Origin of the sequence: Niveispirillum irakense DSM 11586, assembly GCF_000429645.1 — a bacterium.
Classification (GTDB): domain Bacteria; phylum Pseudomonadota; class Alphaproteobacteria; order Azospirillales; family Azospirillaceae; genus Niveispirillum; species Niveispirillum irakense.
Window position 1 is genome coordinate 226,225 of sequence record NZ_AUCG01000023.1, and the last position, 19,092, is coordinate 245,316.

19 protein-coding genes and 1 riboswitch are annotated in these 19,092 nt (G+C 63.8%); of the genes, 11 read left to right on the forward strand and 8 right to left on the reverse strand.

All coding sequences use genetic code 11. The annotated features are described in order from the left end of the window. Positions 1-6: 6 nt before the first annotated feature. Positions 7-1,374, reverse strand: a complete 1,368-nt coding sequence (locus G473_RS0113230) for an SLC13 family permease (RefSeq protein ID WP_029013487.1) — start codon at positions 1,372-1,374, stop codon at positions 7-9. Between the two features lie 417 nt (positions 1,375-1,791). Here G473_RS0113230 and mdcA point away from each other — a divergent pair, with 417 nt between their 5' ends. The 8 genes from mdcA to G473_RS0113270 are packed head-to-tail and all read left to right on the forward strand — an operon-like array spanning position 1,792 to position 8,501. Next, positions 1,792-3,435, forward strand: a complete 1,644-nt coding sequence (mdcA, locus tag G473_RS0113235; protein WP_029013488.1) for a malonate decarboxylase subunit alpha — start codon at positions 1,792-1,794, stop codon at positions 3,433-3,435. Between the two features lie 15 nt (positions 3,436-3,450). Continuing rightward, a complete protein-coding gene (gene mdcC, locus G473_RS0113240) occupies positions 3,451-3,774 on the forward strand; it encodes a malonate decarboxylase acyl carrier protein (protein WP_029013489.1) in 324 nt (107 codons plus the stop codon). Then, complete coding sequence (locus tag G473_RS0113245; RefSeq protein WP_029013490.1) at positions 3,771-4,652, forward strand: biotin-independent malonate decarboxylase subunit beta; 882 nt, start codon at positions 3,771-3,773, stop codon at positions 4,650-4,652. Before mdcC ends, G473_RS0113245 begins: the two co-directional genes overlap by 4 nt. After that, entirely contained in the window at positions 4,649-5,359 is a 711-nt protein-coding gene (gene mdcE, locus G473_RS0113250) for a biotin-independent malonate decarboxylase subunit gamma (protein WP_245580063.1), read from the forward strand. The genes G473_RS0113245 and mdcE overlap by 4 nt, the downstream gene beginning before the upstream one ends. Beyond that, positions 5,346-5,984, forward strand: coding sequence for a malonate decarboxylase holo-[acyl-carrier-protein] synthase (gene mdcG, locus G473_RS0113255; protein WP_029013492.1), 639 nt, complete (start codon positions 5,346-5,348; stop codon positions 5,982-5,984). Before mdcE ends, mdcG begins: the two co-directional genes overlap by 14 nt. Continuing rightward, complete coding sequence (gene mdcB, locus G473_RS0113260; RefSeq protein WP_029013493.1) at positions 5,981-6,832, forward strand: triphosphoribosyl-dephospho-CoA synthase MdcB; 852 nt, start codon at positions 5,981-5,983, stop codon at positions 6,830-6,832. Before mdcG ends, mdcB begins: the two co-directional genes overlap by 4 nt. A 3-nt stretch (positions 6,833-6,835) precedes the next feature. After that, a complete protein-coding gene (locus G473_RS0113265) occupies positions 6,836-7,750 on the forward strand; it encodes an ACP S-malonyltransferase (protein WP_029013494.1) in 915 nt (304 codons plus the stop codon). A gap of 49 nt (positions 7,751-7,799) precedes the next feature. Next, positions 7,800-8,501, forward strand: coding sequence for a GntR family transcriptional regulator (locus tag G473_RS0113270; RefSeq protein ID WP_029013495.1), 702 nt, complete (start codon positions 7,800-7,802; stop codon positions 8,499-8,501). Positions 8,502-8,527: 26 nt separating this feature from the next. On the opposite strand, the gene G473_RS0113275 is transcribed toward G473_RS0113270, so the two are convergent. Then, on the reverse strand, positions 8,528-8,986 hold the full coding sequence (locus tag G473_RS0113275; RefSeq protein WP_154667402.1) for a carboxymuconolactone decarboxylase family protein: 459 nt from the start codon (positions 8,984-8,986) through the stop codon (positions 8,528-8,530). A gap of 194 nt (positions 8,987-9,180) precedes the next feature. Beyond that, positions 9,181-9,290: riboswitch (SAM-I-IV-variant riboswitch) on the forward strand. 51 nt (positions 9,291-9,341) lie between these two features. On the opposite strand from G473_RS0113275, the gene G473_RS0113280 reads away from it, so the two are divergent. Then, positions 9,342-10,400, forward strand: a complete 1,059-nt coding sequence (locus G473_RS0113280) for a threonine aldolase family protein (RefSeq protein ID WP_029013497.1) — start codon at positions 9,342-9,344, stop codon at positions 10,398-10,400. Between the two features lie 24 nt (positions 10,401-10,424). On the opposite strand, the gene G473_RS0113285 is transcribed toward G473_RS0113280, so the two are convergent. Continuing rightward, positions 10,425-11,330: a LysR family transcriptional regulator gene (locus G473_RS0113285; RefSeq protein WP_029013498.1), complete on the reverse strand. Its 906-nt coding sequence runs from the start codon at positions 11,328-11,330 to the stop codon at positions 10,425-10,427. 100 nt (positions 11,331-11,430) lie between these two features. Here G473_RS0113285 and G473_RS0113290 point away from each other — a divergent pair, with 100 nt between their 5' ends. Together G473_RS0113290 and G473_RS0113295 are read left to right on the forward strand one after the other, a co-directional pair. Continuing rightward, positions 11,431-12,087, forward strand: a complete 657-nt coding sequence (locus tag G473_RS0113290; RefSeq protein WP_029013499.1) for a type 1 glutamine amidotransferase domain-containing protein — start codon at positions 11,431-11,433, stop codon at positions 12,085-12,087. 95 nt (positions 12,088-12,182) lie between these two features. Further along, positions 12,183-13,196: an aldo/keto reductase gene (locus G473_RS0113295; RefSeq protein WP_029013500.1), complete on the forward strand. Its 1,014-nt coding sequence runs from the start codon at positions 12,183-12,185 to the stop codon at positions 13,194-13,196. A gap of 57 nt (positions 13,197-13,253) precedes the next feature. On the opposite strand, the gene G473_RS0113300 is transcribed toward G473_RS0113295, so the two are convergent. The 5 genes from G473_RS0113300 to G473_RS0113320 are packed head-to-tail and all read right to left on the reverse strand — an operon-like array spanning position 13,254 to position 19,002. After that, positions 13,254-14,378 (reverse strand): zinc-binding dehydrogenase, encoded by a 1,125-nt coding sequence (locus G473_RS0113300; protein ID WP_029013501.1) that lies wholly within the window; start codon positions 14,376-14,378, stop codon positions 13,254-13,256. A gap of 54 nt (positions 14,379-14,432) precedes the next feature. Then, the gene (locus G473_RS0113305; protein WP_051330258.1) at positions 14,433-15,818 is read right to left on the reverse strand and encodes an FAD-dependent oxidoreductase; all 1,386 of its coding nucleotides are present in this window, start codon (positions 15,816-15,818) and stop codon (positions 14,433-14,435) included. Positions 15,819-15,832: 14 nt separating this feature from the next. After that, on the reverse strand, positions 15,833-16,348 hold the full coding sequence (locus tag G473_RS0113310; protein ID WP_035707131.1) for a hypothetical protein: 516 nt from the start codon (positions 16,346-16,348) through the stop codon (positions 15,833-15,835). 24 nt (positions 16,349-16,372) lie between these two features. Further along, a complete protein-coding gene (locus tag G473_RS0113315) occupies positions 16,373-17,383 on the reverse strand; it encodes a zinc-binding dehydrogenase (protein WP_029013504.1) in 1,011 nt (336 codons plus the stop codon). Beyond that, a complete protein-coding gene (locus tag G473_RS0113320) occupies positions 17,380-19,002 on the reverse strand; it encodes an FAD-binding oxidoreductase (RefSeq protein ID WP_029013505.1) in 1,623 nt (540 codons plus the stop codon). The genes G473_RS0113315 and G473_RS0113320 overlap by 4 nt, the downstream gene beginning before the upstream one ends. Positions 19,003-19,092: the final 90 nt, after the last annotated feature.

The window sequence follows — 19,092 nt, forward strand, 5'->3', positions numbered from 1 at the left end:
TGGTAATCAGATCAGTACAAAGATCACCCACAGCACGACTGGCGCCACAATGGTGACAAGGGCGCCGTACTTCAGCAGCAGTTTGAAGAACTTGTCCTTGTCTACGCCCTGCGCGTTGGCCAGCACCAGCGCGCCATTGGTGGAGAAGGGGCTGACATCCACAATGGTGGATGCCACGGCCATGGCGGCGATGAAGCCGACCGCATCCACACCCGTCCCGCTTTGCAGGAAGGGCACGGCCAGCGGGATCAGCGATCCCAGCACAGCCGTGGAGGAGGCAAACGCTGACACGACGGCCCCGATGAAGCAAAGCAGCAGGGCCGCCATCAGGGGCGAGGTGAGGTCCGCCACGCCAAGGCCCACCCAATCGATGGTGCCCATCTTTTCCAGCACTGCCACATAGGTGGAAACACCGGTGATCAGAAGAATTTCCGGCCAGGTGATCTGTCCGACGGCGCGCTTCTGACGGTTGGGTGACAGCAGCGACAGGCCAAGACCAATGGTCAGCGCGATAAAGCCGATGTCCATGTTGAAGGCCAGGGTCAGCACGGCCAGCAACAGGATCCCAAGCACGGTCAGCCAGCGTTCCAGCGGCACATCGGGCAGATCGGGGGCCACAGCACTGCCGCCATTGCCCATCACTTTGCCGCCACCGCTGGCGGTGCGCCGCTCCTCCATAAAGGATTCAGCCTCGCTGTCCCCATATTGGTGCGCATCGGCGTAGGCGGCGGATGGGCCCCCGACGACACCGTTCGCGGTGGCCCGCCGGCCAAACAGCTTGGTTCCCCCCAACACGAAGAACAGCAGCAGGGCCACGGCGAAGTTGACGCCCAGACTGGCACCGAAAGTTGCCAGCTCGTTTAATGGTAATCCTGCATTTTCCACGACCCGGTTGGTGATGCCGCCATAGATGGAGATGGGGGAGAAACCGCCCGCCTGGGCGCCGTGGACGACCATAAGGCCCATCATCAATGGGCTGATATTATATTTGGCGGCAAAACCCAGGGCGATGGGCGCGATGATCGCGACTGCACCCGGGCTGACGGCACCAACCGAGGTCAGCAGTGCGGAGATGCCAAAAATGATCCAGGGAATGGCAACAATCCGTCCACGCACAGCCCGCACGGCCAGCCGGACCAGCCAGTCGATCGTGCCGTTATTCTGTGCAATCGCAAACAGATAGGTAATACCGACCAGGGTCAGGAACAGGCTGCCGGGAAAGCCGGCGATGATCTGTTTTGTTGTCTGGTCCGCGACCAGCGTGCCGACCAGGAAGGCGCCGACAAAGGCCAGGATGCCCATATTGATGGGCAGAATGGTGGCCACCAGGAACATGGCGGCCAGACCATAGATCGAAATCATTTCGGGAGACATCGCACCTCCTTGGCCGGCATGTCGCCGGGCGGGTCGGAAGATGGGCATGACCAGACCACCGATCCCACGGGGATCGGCAGTGACGAATGTCAGCCGCCGGGAAGCGCGATGAAAGAAATGGGATGCAGGGCGCGCAGATGCGCCTTTTCACGCACTCTCATCAGGGAATCCTCCGTCCGCGACGTTGGTTCAACGTCGTATGCGCCAGGTTGCCCCCGGTCGCTTCATGCATACGCAATGTGACGATATACCGCATTTTTGTATTTGCAAATCGTAAATTTGCCGAAATACTGTGGACAAGAAAGCGCGATGTCGGCCTTGCTGTCGGCAGCGATAAAGATGGGAGGGTGGCGGCGAAGCGATCTGACGACGCAGGCGCCGCCCGAAAATCAGCCCAACCGGGCAGGAAGGTGATGGATGCGCGACTGGGATACGACCACCCGCAACCGCGACCAGCGGCTTGCCCGTGCCGCCCCTTTAACCAGGGGAAAGGTCGTCCAGGCCGATGATGCCACGGCCCTGCTGGAGGCTGTGCTGGAGCCGGGCGACCGGGTTTGCCTGGAAGGCAATAACCAGAAGCAGGCCGATTTCCTGGCCAAGGTGCTGGCCGGTCTGGATCCGGCCCAGGTGCATGATCTGCACATGGTTCAGTCCGTATTGGCCCTGCCGGAACATCTGGATGTTTTTGAGAAGGGCATTGCCAGTAAGCTGGATTTCTCCTTTTCCGGTCCCCAGGCGGGGCGGCTGGCCAAGCTGCTGGCGGGTGGACAGCTTTCCATCGGCGCCATCCACACCTACCTGGAACTGTTCGGCCGCTATTTCACTGACCTGACGCCGCGCATCGCCCTGGTCGCGGCACAAGCGGCGGATGCCGCCGGCAACCTCTATACCGGTCCCAATACCGAAGACACGCCCGTGATCGTGGAGGCGACCTGCTTCAAGCGCGGTATCGTGATCGCCCAGGTGAACGAACTGGTCGATCAGGTGCCGCGTGTCGACATTCCGGGCGGCTGGGTCGATTTCGTTATACAAAGCCCGAAGCCGCATTATATCGAGCCGCTTTTCACCCGCGACCCGGCCCAGATATCCGAAATCCAGGTGCTGATGGCCATGATGGTCATCAAGGGCATCTATGCCGAATATGAGGTGAATCGGCTGAACCATGGCATCGGCTTTGATACCGCCGCCATTGAGCTGCTTTTGCCGACCTATGCCGAGCGGTTGGGGTTGAGGGGGAAAATCTGTCGCCACTGGGCGCTGAACCCGCACCCGGCCTTGATCCCGGCGATTGAGGCGGGCTTTGTCCAATCCGTCCATTCCTTTGGATCGGAACTGGGCATGGAGGATTATATCCGTGCCCGACCGGATGTTTTCTTCACCGGGCCGGACGGGTCGATGCGGTCCAACCGGGCATTGTGTCAGGCGGCAGGACATTATGCCTGCGACCTGTTCATCGGCTCCACCTTGCAGATCGACCTTACCGGCAACAGCTCCACCGCCACGCTGGGCCGCATTGCCGGCTTTGGCGGTGCCCCCAATATGGGGGCCGATGCGCGGGGTCGCCGCCATGCCAGCCCAACCTGGCTGAAGGCGGGGCGGGAGGCGCGCGATGGGTCGGGCCTGACGCCACGGGGCCAGAAGCTGGTGGTGCAGATGGTGGAAACCTTCCGCGAGCATATGCAGCCGGCCTTTGTTGAAAAGCTGGACGCCTGGGAACTGGCAGAGAATGCCGGCATGGACCTGCCGCCGGTCATGATCTATGGCGAGGATGTCAGCCATATCGTGACGGAGGAGGGCATCGCCAACCTGCTGCTCTGCCGGGGTGAGGAAGAGCGCGAACAGGCGATCCGCGGCGTTGCCGGCTATACGCCGGTGGGGCTGGCCCGCGACCGGCGGGCGGTGGAAAATCTGCGCGACCGGGGCATCATCCGCCGGCCCGAGGATCTGGGTATCGACAAGCGGGAGGCGACGCGCGACCTGCTGGCCGCCCGCACCGTGAAGGATCTGGTGCGCGCGTCGGGCGGTCTCTACGACCCGCCCAAACGCTTCCGCAACTGGTAAGGGGAGGGCACGCCCATGGAAACCCTGGTTTTCGATTATCGCGACGGCAAGCCCGTTCCCGCCAGCAACCGCCCGCCGGCCCTGGTGGGCGTTGTCGGCTCCGGCAATCTGGAAGTGCTGGTGGAAGCGCATGACCTGTCCGGGGCCGCGCGGGTGGAGGTGGTAACCGCCGCCACCGGCTTCCGGCCCATCTGGCAGGCTGTGCTGGACGATTTTTTTAATCGCCATGCCCCGTCCAACATTCTGATTTCCATCAATGATGTGGGGGCCACGCCGGCTGTGGTTAGCCTGCGGCTGGATCAGGCAATGGAAGCCTTCAAGGCGGGAGGGGCAGCATGAGCAGCTATTACGAGGCGAGCGCCCGCGAGCGGCTGCTGGGCCTGCTGGATGAAGGCAGTTTCCAGGAAATCCTGCCGCCATCGGCCCGCATTTCCAGCCCGCATCTGCGCCAGTTGGACACACCCGCCGCGTTCGATGACGGGATCATCGTGGGCAAGGGCCTGCTGGATGGCAAGCCGGTGCTGGCTGCCGCCCAGGAAGGCGGCTTCATGGGCGGTGCGGTGGGGGAGGTGCATGGCGCCAAGCTGACCGGCCTGCTGGAACGCGCGCTGGATGAAAAGCCGGCTGCCGTACTGCTGCTGGTGGAAAGCGGTGGCGTGCGGCTGCATGAAGCCAATGCCGGGCTGATCGCGGTATCGGAGATCATGCGCGCCATCCTGGCCGTGCGTGCGGCGGGAATTCCTGTCTTTGTCCTGGATGGCGGGCAGTTCGGCTGTTTCGGCGGCATGGGCATTGCCAGCCGCCTGTGTGACGCCGTGGTGATGAGCGAGGAGGGCCGGCTGGGCCTTTCCGGGCCTGAAGTGATTGAAACCACCATGGGGGTGGAGGAGTTCGATAGCCGTGATCGTGCCCTGGTCTGGCGCACGCTGGGCGGCAAGCATCGCTATCTGCTGGGGGAGGCGGCAGGCATCGTGCCCGATGCTATCGCCGCTTTCCGCGATGCGGCCATCGGCTTGCTGCGTCAGGCCCAGGCGCCCGACCTGTCGCTGGCGGCAATGCAGGCCGAACATAGGCGGCTGGCAAACAGGCTGGAACGGTTTGGGCAATGCCGGGACGCAATCGATATCTGGCGTTCGCTGGGGATTGAGGAGCCAGCCGGCCTGCCGCTGCTGGAAATCCCGGAATTCGTCGCCCGCACCCAGGACAGGAGGGCATGAGCATGGATGCCAATCACCTGATCAACACCCTGTTTCCCCAGGGGGCCGAGATAGATTTTGACGGTGAGTTTTTCACCGGCACCGGTCAGGTCGGGGACAAGATTGTCGCTGTCCTCGGGACACAGGGCGGCGTTTATATTGGGGTGGAATTGGCGCACCGGATGGCCGGGATCGTGCTGGATACGGTGCGCAACCATCCTGGCCGCCCCATCCTGCTGCTGGTCGATACCAAGGGCCAGCGGCCCAGCCGGCGGGATGAACTGCTGGGCATCAACGGCTATATGGCACATCTGGCGAAATGCCTGGATCTGGCCCGTCGCCAGGGCCATCGCACCATCGGTCTGGTCTGGTCACAGGCAGTCAGCGGTGGTTTCCTGGCCTCCAGCCTGCTGGCGGATGAATGCTATGCCCTGCCGGATGCGGAGGTACGGGTGATGAACCTGCCGGCCATGTCGCGGGTCACCAAAATCCCGCTGGAACGGCTGGAGGCCCTTAGCCTGGATAATCCCGTTTTCGCGCCGGGGGTGGAGAATTATCGCCGCATGGGCGCAATCCGGGATTTCTGGCAGGGCGACCTTGCCGCCTGCCTTGCCACGGCGCTGGACAGCCCGACAGGACCGGATCGCCGCCGGGCGCATGGCCTGGAACGGGAAGGGCGCCTGATGGCCTATAAGGTGGCGGAACGGGTGCGCCATGATCCCGTCTGACGCCCCGACCCGGCATGATTTCGTCTGGCTGGGGCCGTCCTGGCGGGAGGGTCTGCTGGCTGGCTTGAGGGAGGAGGCGCTGGTCGCGCGCTGGGTCGGGGATGGTCACCCGCTGATCGTGGCCCGATCCCAGCCGGGCGACGCGCCGGGTGCCCTGCGCCTGGGACTGGCGACGCCGGATAAGCGCCGTATCGCCCTCTATATCGAGCGTGACGCCATTGTCCGCCATGCCCCCCCGCCCTTGCTGGCCGATCTGCCGGTGCCGCCTTCCTGGCGGCCAACGGTGGGGGGGGTGTCGGCCCTTGGCCATCCGGCACGGGTCTATGGCTCCCTGGCCTGGGCGGGAATGACAGGGCTGGATTATGTGCGACCAGACCGGTCAGACCTGGACCTGCTTTTCACCCCGGCGGACGCCGCCGCGCTGCAGGGGCTGCTGGCGGGGCTGCGGCCCCTGGCTGTGCGGGCACAGCCCCGCCTGGATGGGGAAATCCTGCTGCCCGGCGGGCGCGCGGTGGCGTGGCGGGAATGGCTGGGCGGCGGGCAGGTGCTGGTCAAGGCGGCGGATCAGGTCTATCTGGCCGAAAGTGCCGCTTTGGAACGGGAAATGTGGGGGATGGCGGCATGATCCACCCGATCCAGCTTCGCCCCGACCGGTCGCATGATGCCTTGTCGGCGGAAATTGGCCGGTCGGCCATCTGGGCGCTTTATACGGAACTGTCCCTGGCGCCCAAACCGGGGCTGGTCAGCCCGCTGGACAATGGCAGCCACGTCGACATGGATATGGGCACCTTCATGCGCAGCCTGTCGGCCCTGCGGCCCTATTACCGGGAGATTGCGGCGGCCGGTGCCGCGGATGCACCCTTTGCCACCCTGGCACGGCTGGGTCAGGCGGCGGAACGACGGATGCTGGCCGCCACCGGCGGTATCAATACCCATCGCGGGGCCGTGTTCTGCATCGGCCTGCTGGCCGCTGCTGCCGGTCTGCGGCGGGTAATGGGGCTTGATGTGCCGCTAGGCCGTATCGTGTCCGACCGCTGGGGACCGGAGATCATGGCCGCCGGCACTAAAGCCAGCCCCAGCCATGGCAGCCTTGCCGTGCGAGGCCATGGTGTGCGCGGCGCGCGGCAGGAAGCGGCAGAAGGTTTCCCCACCCTCTACCGGATCGTTCTGCCGGCACTGCATCAAGCACTGGCGGTCACGGGGTGCCGGGAAAGGGCGGGCATCCAGGCGCTTTTCGCCAGCATGGCCCATCTGGCCGATACCAATCTGCTGCATCGTGGCGGCAAGCCGGGACTGGACTTCATCCGGGAAAGGGCTGGCGCTTTCCTGGCCGGGGGCGGTGCCTTGCGGGCAGGATGGCGGGAGGAAGCGCTGGCCCTGCACCGGGACAGCGTGGCACGCTGGCTGTCACCGGGGGGCAGCGCCGATATGCTGGCCGCCGTCTGGTTCCTCTGGTCGCAGGGTGAAGGATAGGGCATGGGATTGGGCATTCTCTGCCCCGGTCAGGGCGGGCAGCATGCTTGCATGCTGGAGATTGTCGCCGGCATCGCGGCGGCGGAAAACGCTCTGGACCAAGCCACGCCCTTGCTGGGCCAGCATCCGCGCGACCTGCTGGCGGGTGACCCCGCCCGGATCACCCGCAATGCCGTGGCGCAACCTTTGTTATGCGCCACACAGGCTGCCATCTGGGCGGGTTTGCAGCCGCTTCTCCCCCGCCCCCAGGCCGTTGCCGGCTATAGTATCGGGGAGCTTTCCGCCTATCATGTCGCCGGCAGCCTGGACATTTCCACCTTGCTGGAATTGGCGGGCCGGCGGGCAAGCCTGATGGATGCGGCCATGGCGGCGGCAGGCGCTCTCGGTGCCATGCTGGGGGTACGGGGGGTGAGCCGGCAGCGGCTTGCCCAGACCGGCGCCCGGATCGCCATCGCCAATGGGCCGGATCGCTTCGTCATTGGCGGGCGAGTGGCGGAGATTGATGCTTTGCGGGAGGGGCTGCTGACGGCTGGTGCCTCCCTCACCGATATTGCCGTCGATGTCGCCTCCCATACCGATCTGATGCTGCCGGCGGTCGCCCCGTTTCTGGCGGCCTTGCAGCAGGTGCCCATGGCCGCGCCGGCCTTCCCTGTCATGGCTGGCATTGATGGCAGCCCGGTCTGGCGACCGGACCGGGGGCGGGAGGTGCTGGCGGCGCAACTGACCCGCACGGTGGAATGGGCAGCCTGTCTTGACGGGCTGTTGGAACGGGGCTGCACCCTGCTGCTGGAACTGGGGCCCGGGGACGCCCTGTCCCGCATCGCGCGGGAGAGATACCCCGATCTGCCGGTGCGGTCGGTGGCGGAATTCCAGAGCCTGCCCGGTGTTGCCGCTTGGGTGCGGCGTTATCTGGAATGATCGGACCGCACCGGCTATCCTTCCCCTCCCTTGGCGCCAGGAATGGATCATGACCAGCATCGACGTGGAACCCGAGATTTCAACCGACACGCCGAACGAGGAGCGGGCGCTGCTGTCCGACATGATCCGGCAAACCCTGTCGGATGAAATCGCCACCGGTCGCCTGCGTCCCGGCCTGTCCCTGGATGAACAGCAACTGGCTGACCGGTTCGGCACCTCGCGCACCCCGGTGCGGGAGGCACTGCGCCAGCTTTCCGTCCATGGGATGGTAGAAATCCGCCCGCGGCGCGGGGTGTTCGTCGCCACCGTGACGCGCGAACAGATCATGGATATGTTCGAGACGATGGCCGAACTGGAGGCAATGTGCGTGCGCCTTGCCACCTATCGCGTTACGGCAGCGGAACGCAGCACGCTGTATGACATGCACCATGCTTCCACCCTGCTGGTGAAGAACCATGATGTGGATGCCTATGACGCCTTCAACCGTTCCTTCCATGAAACCATCTACAAGGCGACACGCAACCAGTTCATGGCCACTCAGACGGCAGCGGTACGGGGCAAGCTGGCCGCGTTCCGCCGCACCCAGCTAAGGCGTGGCGACCGGCTGGTGCAGTCCCATGCCGAACATGGGGAAATTCTGCACGCCATGGCGCGTGGCGACGGGGATGAAAGCGCCCGCTGCATGCGCGCCCATATGCTGAATGCCAGCCACGCCCTGATGACCTACATCACCGAGCTTCATCTGGGCTGAAATCTGCCCACCCTGACCGGACCCGTTCACGGCGCCTTGGCGTCTGCGCGCCTTTGCGCAAACAGGTCCGCCAGCGCCTGGGATGCGGAAATCGCCTTGGGAAAGCCTGCGGGGACGGTGACCATATAGATGATCTCCTTCAGTTCATCCTCCGTCGCGCCGACATTCAGGGCGTAGCCGGCATGGGTTTTCATGAAGCCGGTTTCACCAATGGCGGCGAAGGCCGCCACCGCTGCCAGTTGCCGGGTGCGGGCATCCAGGCCGGGGCGTGACCATACATCGCCCAGCGCATAGGCTTGGGTCGCGTCCGCGAGGAAGGGGAACTCCTGGCGCATGGCCTCTAATACGGGCTGGGGGCGTCCCTGGTTCAGGCTGCGGACGGTTTCATCCCCCTGTCGCAGCCGTTCGGCCATTGTCTGGGCATCGGCCGCCATTGGCAAAGCGGCAAGCAGGATCGCCAGAAAGAGACGGCAAGCGTTCATCATAATCTCCATCCATCGTCGGCATTTACTGAAAATCATTGATAATCAATGATATGGGGCGTGGACAGACGGTCAGGAAAAACAGGCAAGCAAAGGGGAAGGTCGGGCAACATGAAGAGGCGGACCTGCCTCCGCCGCATTCCTGACCAGAAAAATTCTCCGCTTGCCACGGGGACGGGCCACGGTTAATCACTGGTTCAAAGCATCAAGAGTCGGGCCGACGCTCGACACCAACCTGCTCCCGGGCAAGGTGGTGCTCCCCGTCAAAGGGGAGGATGTGGCCGTACCGGCAAAAACGGGAAGCCCACGCGCGTCGTACCGACTCTCCAACTGAAAATTCAGCAATGGACTGTCGGACATGCAGCAATTCATCCAACAATTCGCCAGTGACAATTACGCCGGTATCTGTCCGGAAGCCTGGGCTGCGATGGAGCAGGCCAACCAGGGCCATGTCCCGGCCTATGGCGATGATGCCTGGACCAGCCGGGCGGCAGATGCGTTCCGCACCCTGTTCGGCACCGATTGCGAGGTGTTTTTCGCCTTCAACGGCACGGCAGCCAATTCCCTGGCGCTGGCGGCCTTGTGCCAGTCCTATCACAGCGTCATCTGCTCCTCCTTCGCCCATGTGGAGACGGATGAATGCGGCGCGCCGGAGTTCTTCTCCAACGGATCGAAGCTGCTGGTGGCCCCCACGCCGGATGGCAAGCTGACGCCCGACGCCGTGCGCGCCCTGGCAACCGGCCGGTCGGACATCCATTTTCCCAAGCCGCGCGCTGTCACCATCACCCAGCCGACCGAAACGGGATTGGTTTATACGGTGGCGGAGATCAAGGCCCTGTCAGCGGTCTGCCGGGAGTTGGGCCTGCATCTGCATATGGATGGCGCCCGCTTCGCCAATGCCTGTGCGGCGCTGGGTTGTTCCCCTGCCGATATCACCTGGAAGGCCGGCGTGGATGTGCTGTGCTTTGGCGGCACCAAGAATGGCATGGCGGTGGGAGAGGCCATCCTGTTCTTCAACCATTCCCAGGCCGAAGATTTTGAATGGCGCTGCAAGCAGGCGGGGCAGCTTGCCTCCAAAATGCGCTTCCTGGCCGCCCCCTGGGTCGGCTTGCTGGAAAGCGGCGCGTGGCTTGCCAACGCCACCCACGCCAATGAATGCGCAGCCCGGCTTGGTGCCGCCGTGGTGGGACTTGAAGGGGTGGAACTGGCCTATCCGGTACAGGCCAATGCTGTGTTCCTGACCGCTTCGCCGGCCATCCTGGACGGTCTGCGGGCGAAGGGTTGGCGTTTTTACACCTTCATCGGCGGTGCCGCGCGCTTCATGTTCGCCTGGGATGCTGATCCGGCGCGCGTGACGGCCTTGATCGACGATCTCCGCTCTGTCGCAACCCAGCCTGTCCTGGCCGTGGCGGTCTGACCAAAGGGCCACCCCCTGATGATGTCAGGGGGTGGCGATCTGCCGGGCCACATCCCCGATCAACTCCCGCAGCCAGCGATGGGCCGGATCGTGGCGGTATCGGACATGCCATGCCATATCCACCGGGAAGGTGCCCAGATCGACAGGGGAGGGCACGATCTTCAGACGGGGGTCATGCGCCAGCCGGCGGCAGATCAGCGTCGGCAGGGTGGAGCAGTAATCCGTTACCGCGATCAGTTCCGGAATGGCCAGGAAATGGGTGACGGAGACGGCAACTTCCCGCCGGAGCGCCTGCCGTTCCAAGGCCTGAAACAGCCCCACCCGCAGCCGGCCGGGCGGCAGCATGTTGACATGTTTCAGCCGTTCATATTGTTCGCGGGAGATGGAGTTTCCGATCTCCGGATGGTCGGCGCGGACGATGCAGGCAAGCCCATCATCCATCAGATGCTGCACCACCAGATTATCGGGCGGATCGGGGATGCGGCCCATGACCAGCGCCGTGGTGCCGGAAATGACACCCGTTTCCGCCAGATCGGTGCCATAGGGCGTCAGGCGCAGCTTGATACCCGGCGCTTCCACCCGCAGCCGGGCCACTACCGCCGGCATCAGAACAAATTCGACAAAGCTGTTTGGGGCGATGGTGAAAAGCCGTTCAGCCCGTTTGGGGTCGAATTCCTGCTGGCCCAGGATCATGTCATCCAGGATCGCCAGGGTATCGGCGATCAGCGGTGCCAGTTCCTGCGCCTTGTCCGTTGGCTGCATGCCATACCGCTCCCGGATGAAAAGCGGATCGCGCAGCAGGATGCGCAGGCGCGCCAGCGCATTGGACAAGGCCGGCTGGGTGATGCCCAGCTTTTCCGCAGCACGGGTGACATTGCGCTCCTCCATCAGCGCCATGAAGGTCCGCAGCAGGTTCAGGTCGTATTTCATACAGTTATAGTTTCATATGATATCTGAAATTGGAAAGATAAATTTTTTAAATACATCTCGCGGATATAGGCTTGCGCCATCCAGACCAAGGAGCTGTCACATGTCCAAGATCCTGTTCATCCTCACCAGCCATGACCGCATGCTGAATGGCGAGCCCACAGGCTTATGGGTGGAGGAGCATGCCGTTCCCTATAATGCCTTCACCAAGGCCGGGCATGAAGTGGTGGTCACTTCTGTCGCCGGTGGCAAGGTGCCGGTTGATCCGAAAAGCACGCCATCGGCCGAAGAGGCGGAGAAATGGGCTGATGCGATTGCCGTCCTGGCCGATACGCCCGCCTTTGACACGCTGGCCACGGATGGGTTCGATGCCGTCTATATGCCGGGCGGCCATGGCACGGTTTTCGATATGCCCTATAATAAGAAACTGCATGACCTGCTGTTTCACTTTGATGCTACCGGCCGGGTGATCGCCAGCGTCTGTCATGCGCCCGCAGTCTTTGCCGGGATGCGCCGGACGGACGGCACCCCCTTCATCGCCGGTCGCACTATTGCCGCCTTTACCGATGCAGAAGAACGCGCGGTGGATGGGGTGGAGAAGGTGCCTTTCCTGCTGGAAAGCCGGCTGAAGGAACTGGGTGCCATTCACCATGGCGCGGCTGACTGGTCGCCCAATGCCATCCAGGATGGCCGGCTGGTGACAGGGCAGAACCCGCAATCCTCCGCCGCAGTGGCAGAGCTGGTTCTGCGTCTGCTCTGACGTCACGGCAAAACGCCTGGAACTTCCTATGAGAACAGGTGGTTGACCTTGAAAGGGTAACCACCTGCTGTCCTCTTCACACAAGGATTGAGATCATGGCCATCAAGGATATCCTGCCCAGCCGGCTTGGCTTTGGCGCCGCACCGCTTGGCAACATGTTCCGCGACATTCCGGAGGAGGAGGCCCAGGCGACAGTGAACGCCGCCTGGGATGACGGTATCCGCTATTTCGACAATGCGCCCTTCTATGGGGCTGGGCTGGCGGAAATCCGCATGGGCAAGGCGCTGGCCGGGCGCAACCGGGCCGACTACGTCATCAGCACCAAGGTCGGTCGTCTGATCCTGGACGAAACGGAAGATACCGCCAGCCGGGACCAGGGGGAGAAGAGTGGTGTCTTCCAGCACGGGCTACCCAACAAGGTCGTGAATGATTATTCCGCTGATGCGACGCTGCGCTCCATCGAGGACAGCCTGAAACGCCTGCAGACAGACCATATCGAAATCGTCTGGGTCCATGATGTGGCCCAGGATTTCTATGGCGATGAATGGCTGGGCATGTTTGAAAGCGCACGCAAGGGCGCCTTCAAGGTACTGGACCGGTTGCGGGACGAAGGCGTGATCAAGGCCTGGGGCCTGGGCGTTAACCGGGTGGAGCCGATTGAACTGCTGCTGCAGATGGAAGGTTACAAGCCGGACGGGTTCCTGCTGGCGGGCCGTTACACCCTTCTGGACCATGACCGCGCTTTACAGCGCGTGATGCCGATGGTGGCGGCGCGGGGCCTGGGGATTGTCGTTGGTGGCCCTTACAGTTCCGGGGCGCTGGTTGGCGGGCCAAATTTTGAATATGCGCCAGCGACGCCCGCCATCCTGGAAAAAGTGGCGCGGATCAAGGCCATTGCTGACCGCTATGGCGTCAGCATGAAGGCTGCCGGGCTGCAATTCTCCCTGGCGAACCCCGCGGTGGCAACGGTTATACCGGGAGCCAGCCGCCCCTCCCGCATTGCTGAGGATGGCGCGGCGTTGAGAGAAGTGATCCCCGCGGACTTCTGGCGGGAAATCCGGGCCGCCAAACTGGTTGATCCGGCGGCCCCGCTGCCGGTCACGGATTGAGCGGGCAATGCCCCGCTATTGCGGCACGTAGCTATAGCGGGGCATCAAGGTGACGGATCAGCCCGGCAAGACCACCTGCCGGATCACCCGGCCGGCGGCCAGATCATCCATCAGGCGGTTAATCTCCGACAGGGGGGCAGTGCCCGACAGCAGCCGGTGAACGGGCAGGCGGCCCGCCCGCCACAGCCCGATATAGCGCGGCACGTCACGGGCAGGGATGGAAGAGCCCATATAGCTGCCCATCAGCGTCTTGCCTTCCGCCACCAGGGAGACAGCCGGGAAGCTCAACATCTCCGCCGGGTTGGGCAGGCCCACGGTGATGGTGCGCCCACCGCGCCGGGTGGATTTGTAGGCGGCGGCCAGCACGGCTGCCTTGCCCGCTGTTTCAATGGCGACATCGGCACCACCGCCCGTCAGGTCGGCAATGGCCTGGGCGGCATCGGCCGGGGCGACGGCGGCGGCGGCCCCCAGTTCCAGCGCCAGCTTGCGCTTTTCCTCCAGCGGGTCCACGGCGATGACGGGATTGGCCCCCGCGGCCACCGCACCCAGCAGGGAGGACAGGCCGACACCGCCCAGCCCGTAAACAACCACGCTTTCCCCCGGCCGGACAGTGGCCGTATTCATCACCGCTCCCACGCCGGTCAGGACGGCGCAGCCGAACAGGGCGGCGATTTCCGGTGCGATGTCGGACGGGATTTTCACGGCGGAGCGCTGGTCCACCACCGCATGGGTGGCAAAGGCGGACACACCCAGATGATGATGGATTTCCTGGCCCGGCAATTCCATCAGCCGGCGGCCGCCGCGCAGCAAACGCCCCTCACCATTGGCGGTGGCGCCCGGCTGGCAGAGATAGCCCTCCCCCGCGCCACAGCAGGCGCATTGGCCACAGGCGGGCAGGAAGGCCAGCACGACACGGTCACCGGGCTTGAACTCGCTGGCGGGATCGCCTGTCTCAATCACCGTTGCCGCTGCTTCATGGCCCAAAGCCATCGGCATGGGCCGGGGCCGGTCGCCATTGATCACCGACAGGTCGGAATGGCAAAGGCCGGCCGCGTCGATCCGCACCAGCAATTCACCCGGCCGGGGAGGGGCCAGTTCCACCTCTGCCAGCCGCAGGGGGCGGCTTTCGGCATAGGGGCCGGGCAGGCCGATCTGGTCCAGAATGGCAGCGGTGATACGCATGGCGTGTCCTCTCAAGGCCTTTTTGCGATTGCCCGGCAACAGCGCGGGGAATGGTCAATCCGATGATGATGCCAGGTCCGACCGGGCCGCGGCCATGCCCGCCAGCCGGCCCAGCGTGAACGCAGTGCAGATGCCCATGGCGGGCAGATAACCCCAGCAGGATGGCCCGGAAACCGACCGCGCCGCGCCGCCGCAGGCAAACAGGTTGGGCAGGGTGCTGCCATCGGCGCGCAAGACCTGGCCCGTAGCGTCAATCGCCAGCCCGCCCTGGGTATGATAGAGCGCACCGCGCACGCGCAAGGCCCGCAAGTTCCCCTGCGGTGGCGTTTCCGCCCACAGGCGCCCCTGGCTGTCTGGCTTTCCACTGCGATGGGCGGCCCAGGCATCGGCCAAAGCATTGTCGAGTGTGGCGGGATCGGCGCCGATGGCGGCAGCCAGTTCAGCACTGTCCGCAGCGCGGCGGGCGGCGTTCAACTCGCGAAGCTGGGCACTTTCATGGATATGGGCGCAAGCCGCTTCAATCCGCTCATCGAAGATGATCCAGGCTTTTCCCCCCGGCTGTGCCAGCACGGGATGCACAATGGCGGAAATGTCCGCAGTTTCATTGTCGAAGCGGGCGCCATGGGCATTAACCAGGAATCCCCCTTCCAGGATAAAGCCCGGCGGCAGGGTGACCCCTTGCGGGTTAGTCAGCATGCCGTAGCCCTGATAGGCCCCCATATCGGCCAGGGCACCGCCGACACCAGCCCCCAGCCGGATGCCCAGCCCATCGCTGCCCTCATGCCCGTGATAATGGGCATCGGCCGCATCGGGGATATGGGTGCGGACCATATCATGATTGCCGGCAAAACCGCCGGTCGCCAGCACCAGGCTGTCACAGCCCAGACTTTCCCGTTCCCCGCCCGGCCGTTCAATGGTGATGCCGCGCACCCGACCGGTTTCGTCCTTCAGCAGATCGACCAGACGGGCCTGGTAGAGAATATCCACGCCCCTCTCGGCCATGCGCCGATGCAGGAACTGAAGCGTATCCGCGCCAGAATGGCCCGGCCAGCCATGGACCCGCAGGCGGCTATGCCCGAAGGCGGCCTTGAAGCGCTGGTCCAGCGTGTAGGGCAGGCCGTGTGCGCTCACCAGCCAGTCCAGTGCCGGGCCGGAGCCATAGGCCAGGGCGCGGGCCAGGACCGGATCGGTCTGGCCCCTGGTCTTTTCCATGATGTCAGCGAACAGACGCTCGCCATCATCATCGATCCCCGCCTGCTGCTGCGCCGCCGTACCGGCGGCACAGAGCAGGCCCTGAGACATGGAGGTCGTGCCGTAAGGCGTTGCATCCTGTTCCAGCAGCAGCACATCGGCCCCGGCATCGCGGGCGGCCAGGGCGGCTACGGCACCCGCCGCCCCGCCACCCGCGATGACAACCGGAATAGAATAATCAAACGTCACGGCACAGCTTCCGGTCAGTTGTTGGGGGCGGAATTGTCGCTGAAATTCTGCCAGTCCTTGGTGACGAACTTCTCGTCAATCAGGGTGCGCTGGAAGCAGCGGCCGGCCTTGTACCAATGCCAGGTACGGGACCGGAACTTGCCGCAGTCGGAGATCTGGATCATCTCATAGAGATACAGATCCGGCTCCCCCTTACGGGTCCAGTTCAGGCAGGTGGAGCGGTTGAAATCATCCGGCTTCATGGCGGCAGCCCAGCCGGTGATCAGGTCATTGTCCCACCAGATACGGCCGTCGGCGTAAGAGGCCGGGAAGTCACGCTCCTCGGTCCGGCCATCTTCCCAGAAATAGTGATTGGTCTGGTGATAGGGGAACTCCCCCTCTTCCCGGAAGCGGCAGATCAGGCGGGAGCGGTGCTGGTCGATCAGCTTGCCGGTCTCGGCGCTGTAATAACGATACCAGCCTTCCCAGACGCCCTCGTTGCGGGCCAGCAGCGGCATGTCGCGACGCAGATCGGCGAGATTGTTGCTCATTTCCGATATCCCTTTCTTGGAAGATTATGACCGCAGATCGACGATGACCTTGCCCATCGACCGGCCAGAAAGCAGATGTTCGACCGCGTCCGGCACCTGATCCAGACCGGAAAACACACCATCGTCGAACGTCACGGCGATTTTGCCAGCCGCGTGCAGGGCGAACAGTTTTTCCCGCGCTTCTGGCCACAGGTCGGTCAAAAGCCCGTTCATGAAGCCGCGCACAGACGCGCCCTTGTAATAGAGCTTATGGGCGATGCGCGGACCGGTAACGACTTCCGGCCGCCCATCCAGATCCTGTGCTGCACCGGCCACGACCACCCGGCCCAACGGGGCGACATTGTCCAGGAACGCATCGAAAATGCCGCCGCTGACCGTGTCGATGGCAAGGTTGAGCTTGTTCGGATATTCTGCTGCCAGGATGGCGGCCACATCTTCGCGCTTATAATCGATCACCCGGTCCGCCCCCAGGCTGTGGACGAAGGCAGCCTTGCGGTCACCGCCGCACACCGCGATGACATGGGCCCCGTGCAGCTTGGCAATCTGCACCAGGAAATGGCCCAAGCCCCCGGCTGCGGCGGAAATGGCGACCGTTTCCCCCTGCCTGATTCCACCCACATGTTCAATCGCCAGCAATGCCGAAACACCTGTAGAAGCCAGGGCCAGGATGTCACGGCTGCAGGACGGCACGCGGATGAATTGTCCGGCCGGCCCGATATTGGCTTCCCGATACCCGCCGGTGAAGCGGATCGTGGCGGCGGCATCGCCGACCTGGAAGCCGGTCACACCCTCACCAACTGCTTCTACCACGCCGATGGCTTCCACGCCGGTATAGGTGGGCAGCGGGATGCGGATATAATCCACGGCGTTGCGGGCAATCTGGGTATCAAAGATCCCGTTCACCCCGCACCATTGGTTTCGGACCCGGATTTCACCAGGACCGGGGTCGCGCAGCGGTTCGGTCATGATGTCCGCCCCGGCGCGGAAACTCTCGGCAAAGCGGTTGAGCCGTATGGCCCGATAGGTTGCGGTCATTCCCTGTTCTTTCCGTTCATGGCAAAGCCCAGCACGCCCGGATTCAATGACCGGGTTGGATCAACGGCATCCTTGATGGCATCAAGAAGGTCGCGACTGGCGGGGTCACGGCTGTCACGATACGAATATGTCCGGCCAATTTGCAAGTGACCGCATCCAAATTCACGGAATTTTGCAACCAATAGTTTCCTAATGCTTGTAACAATGGCTGTTGCTTCGGGATTGGCGGGCAGCTCCGGCAACCGGGCCATGTGGCTGGGCTCCAAGGCTTCGTGATGTACGGGTAGTGTCTGTTCCGGCCAGTAAATCACCGGCTCCAGGATCAGGCCGTTGGTGGAAAGCGACGTGAACAGATAACCGGTGCTGATATCGAGGCGGGCCATATCCTCCGCGAACTGGGCGAAGATGGCCTCCAGCGCGTCGAACAACGCCGGCGCCTTGGAAAGCGACGTTACACCATGGATGGGAATCCAGCGCTGCGCGCGCGGCCCCAAGGCGCTGTTCAGCGGCGGGAACGGCATGGCGCGGATGACCTTGGCGATCGTGTTCTCGATCTCCTGCCCGCCATTTTCCGTCGCGATGCGTCGGGCCGTCGCCATGTCATGGGCGACCCCTTCAGCGGTGCGGCCTTCTGCGATCATATGCAGCGGATAGCTGTCCAGATCGACAAAATCACGGCCAGCCTTGGCGATGCGGAAGCCTTCCTTCAAACCCTTCAACAGTGATTTCTGTTTCGTAATGACAGCGCCAAGTGCCTTGACGTCGCCGGTCAAGGAAGCGCGCTGCATGCGAACCTTGGTCAGACCGGGATCGAAGGCGCACATTTCCGCAGCGATACCCGCCCGTGCCATGGCGGCCATGGCACGCAACAGGTCGCCCCCGGTGCGGAAGGCGAATGATGCATAATCCTCGTGCTGGGGGGCCTGGATCAGCCGCAGCGTGATATGGGCCTTCACGCCGAAGCTGCCACAATCACCACAGAAAATACCGGTCAGATCGGGGCCGAAATGACGATAGAAAGGCGTATCGCCATCCGCCCCGCGCGCACCGGTGCGCAATACCTGCCCATCCGCCAGCACCATGGTCAATGCGACGACGCTTTCGCTGGTGGTGCCGTAATGGCCGGCGCCCAGCATGGCGTTCAACTGCGACACGCCCCCGCCAATGGTGGAGGTCAGGCCCGACATCGGACCCCAGAAAGGGGTGCGCAAGCCGTGGGATGCCAGGGCTTTGTTCAGGTCGATCCAGGTGCAGCCGGCTTCCACCGTCACCACCATGTCGTCGGGCCGCAGGTCGATGATCCGGTTCATCCGCTTCATGTCCAGCGACACGGTGCCACCGACCGCCGGGATATAGCCGCTGGTATAGCTCATCCCCGCGCCGCGTGGCGCCACGGTAGCGCCGGCCTGATGCAGCGCGGCCATCACCTGGGAAAGCTGATCCAGATCGGCGGGCGTGACGACCAGGGCCACCGGCTCGGCGCTCTCGCTCCAGATATCGCCGCTATGCAGGCGACGCGTGGTGTCATCGTCGCGGACATTGGCGGGCCCGACAATAGCTGCCAGCGCCTGCTTCAGCCCCTGGCTCCCATCCTGTTGTGAAACGCCCTGATCGGCCATTGCCGTCCCCATATGATGCGAACTGATGGGGGACAACCTAACCGCCCGCACCGCGATCGGCGCGGGGCGGGCGGGGATGTGTCCACAAGA

Excerpts from the sequence above, each read along its gene's own strand:
- G473_RS0113230 (WP_029013487.1), bottom strand. The coding sequence starts at position 1,374 with ATGTCTCCCGAAATGATTTCGATCTATGGTCTGGCCGCCATGTTCCTG.
- mdcA (WP_029013488.1), top strand. The coding sequence starts at position 1,792 with ATGCGCGACTGGGATACGACCACCCGCAACCGCGACCAGCGGCTTGCC.
- mdcC (WP_029013489.1), top strand. The coding sequence starts at position 3,451 with ATGGAAACCCTGGTTTTCGATTATCGCGACGGCAAGCCCGTTCCCGCC.
- G473_RS0113245 (WP_029013490.1), top strand. The coding sequence starts at position 3,771 with ATGAGCAGCTATTACGAGGCGAGCGCCCGCGAGCGGCTGCTGGGCCTG.
- mdcE (WP_245580063.1), top strand. The coding sequence starts at position 4,649 with ATGAGCATGGATGCCAATCACCTGATCAACACCCTGTTTCCCCAGGGG.
- mdcG (WP_029013492.1), top strand. The coding sequence starts at position 5,346 with ATGATCCCGTCTGACGCCCCGACCCGGCATGATTTCGTCTGGCTGGGG.
- mdcB (WP_029013493.1), top strand. The coding sequence starts at position 5,981 with ATGATCCACCCGATCCAGCTTCGCCCCGACCGGTCGCATGATGCCTTG.
- G473_RS0113265 (WP_029013494.1), top strand. The coding sequence starts at position 6,836 with ATGGGATTGGGCATTCTCTGCCCCGGTCAGGGCGGGCAGCATGCTTGC.
- G473_RS0113270 (WP_029013495.1), top strand. The coding sequence starts at position 7,800 with ATGACCAGCATCGACGTGGAACCCGAGATTTCAACCGACACGCCGAAC.
- G473_RS0113275 (WP_154667402.1), bottom strand. The coding sequence starts at position 8,986 with ATGATGAACGCTTGCCGTCTCTTTCTGGCGATCCTGCTTGCCGCTTTG.
- G473_RS0113280 (WP_029013497.1), top strand. The coding sequence starts at position 9,342 with ATGCAGCAATTCATCCAACAATTCGCCAGTGACAATTACGCCGGTATC.
- G473_RS0113285 (WP_029013498.1), bottom strand. The coding sequence starts at position 11,330 with ATGAAATACGACCTGAACCTGCTGCGGACCTTCATGGCGCTGATGGAG.
- G473_RS0113290 (WP_029013499.1), top strand. The coding sequence starts at position 11,431 with ATGTCCAAGATCCTGTTCATCCTCACCAGCCATGACCGCATGCTGAAT.
- G473_RS0113295 (WP_029013500.1), top strand. The coding sequence starts at position 12,183 with ATGGCCATCAAGGATATCCTGCCCAGCCGGCTTGGCTTTGGCGCCGCA.
- G473_RS0113300 (WP_029013501.1), bottom strand. The coding sequence starts at position 14,378 with ATGCGTATCACCGCTGCCATTCTGGACCAGATCGGCCTGCCCGGCCCC.
- G473_RS0113310 (WP_035707131.1), bottom strand. The coding sequence starts at position 16,348 with ATGAGCAACAATCTCGCCGATCTGCGTCGCGACATGCCGCTGCTGGCC.
- G473_RS0113315 (WP_029013504.1), bottom strand. The coding sequence starts at position 17,383 with ATGACCGCAACCTATCGGGCCATACGGCTCAACCGCTTTGCCGAGAGT.
- G473_RS0113320 (WP_029013505.1), bottom strand. The coding sequence starts at position 19,002 with ATGGCCGATCAGGGCGTTTCACAACAGGATGGGAGCCAGGGGCTGAAG.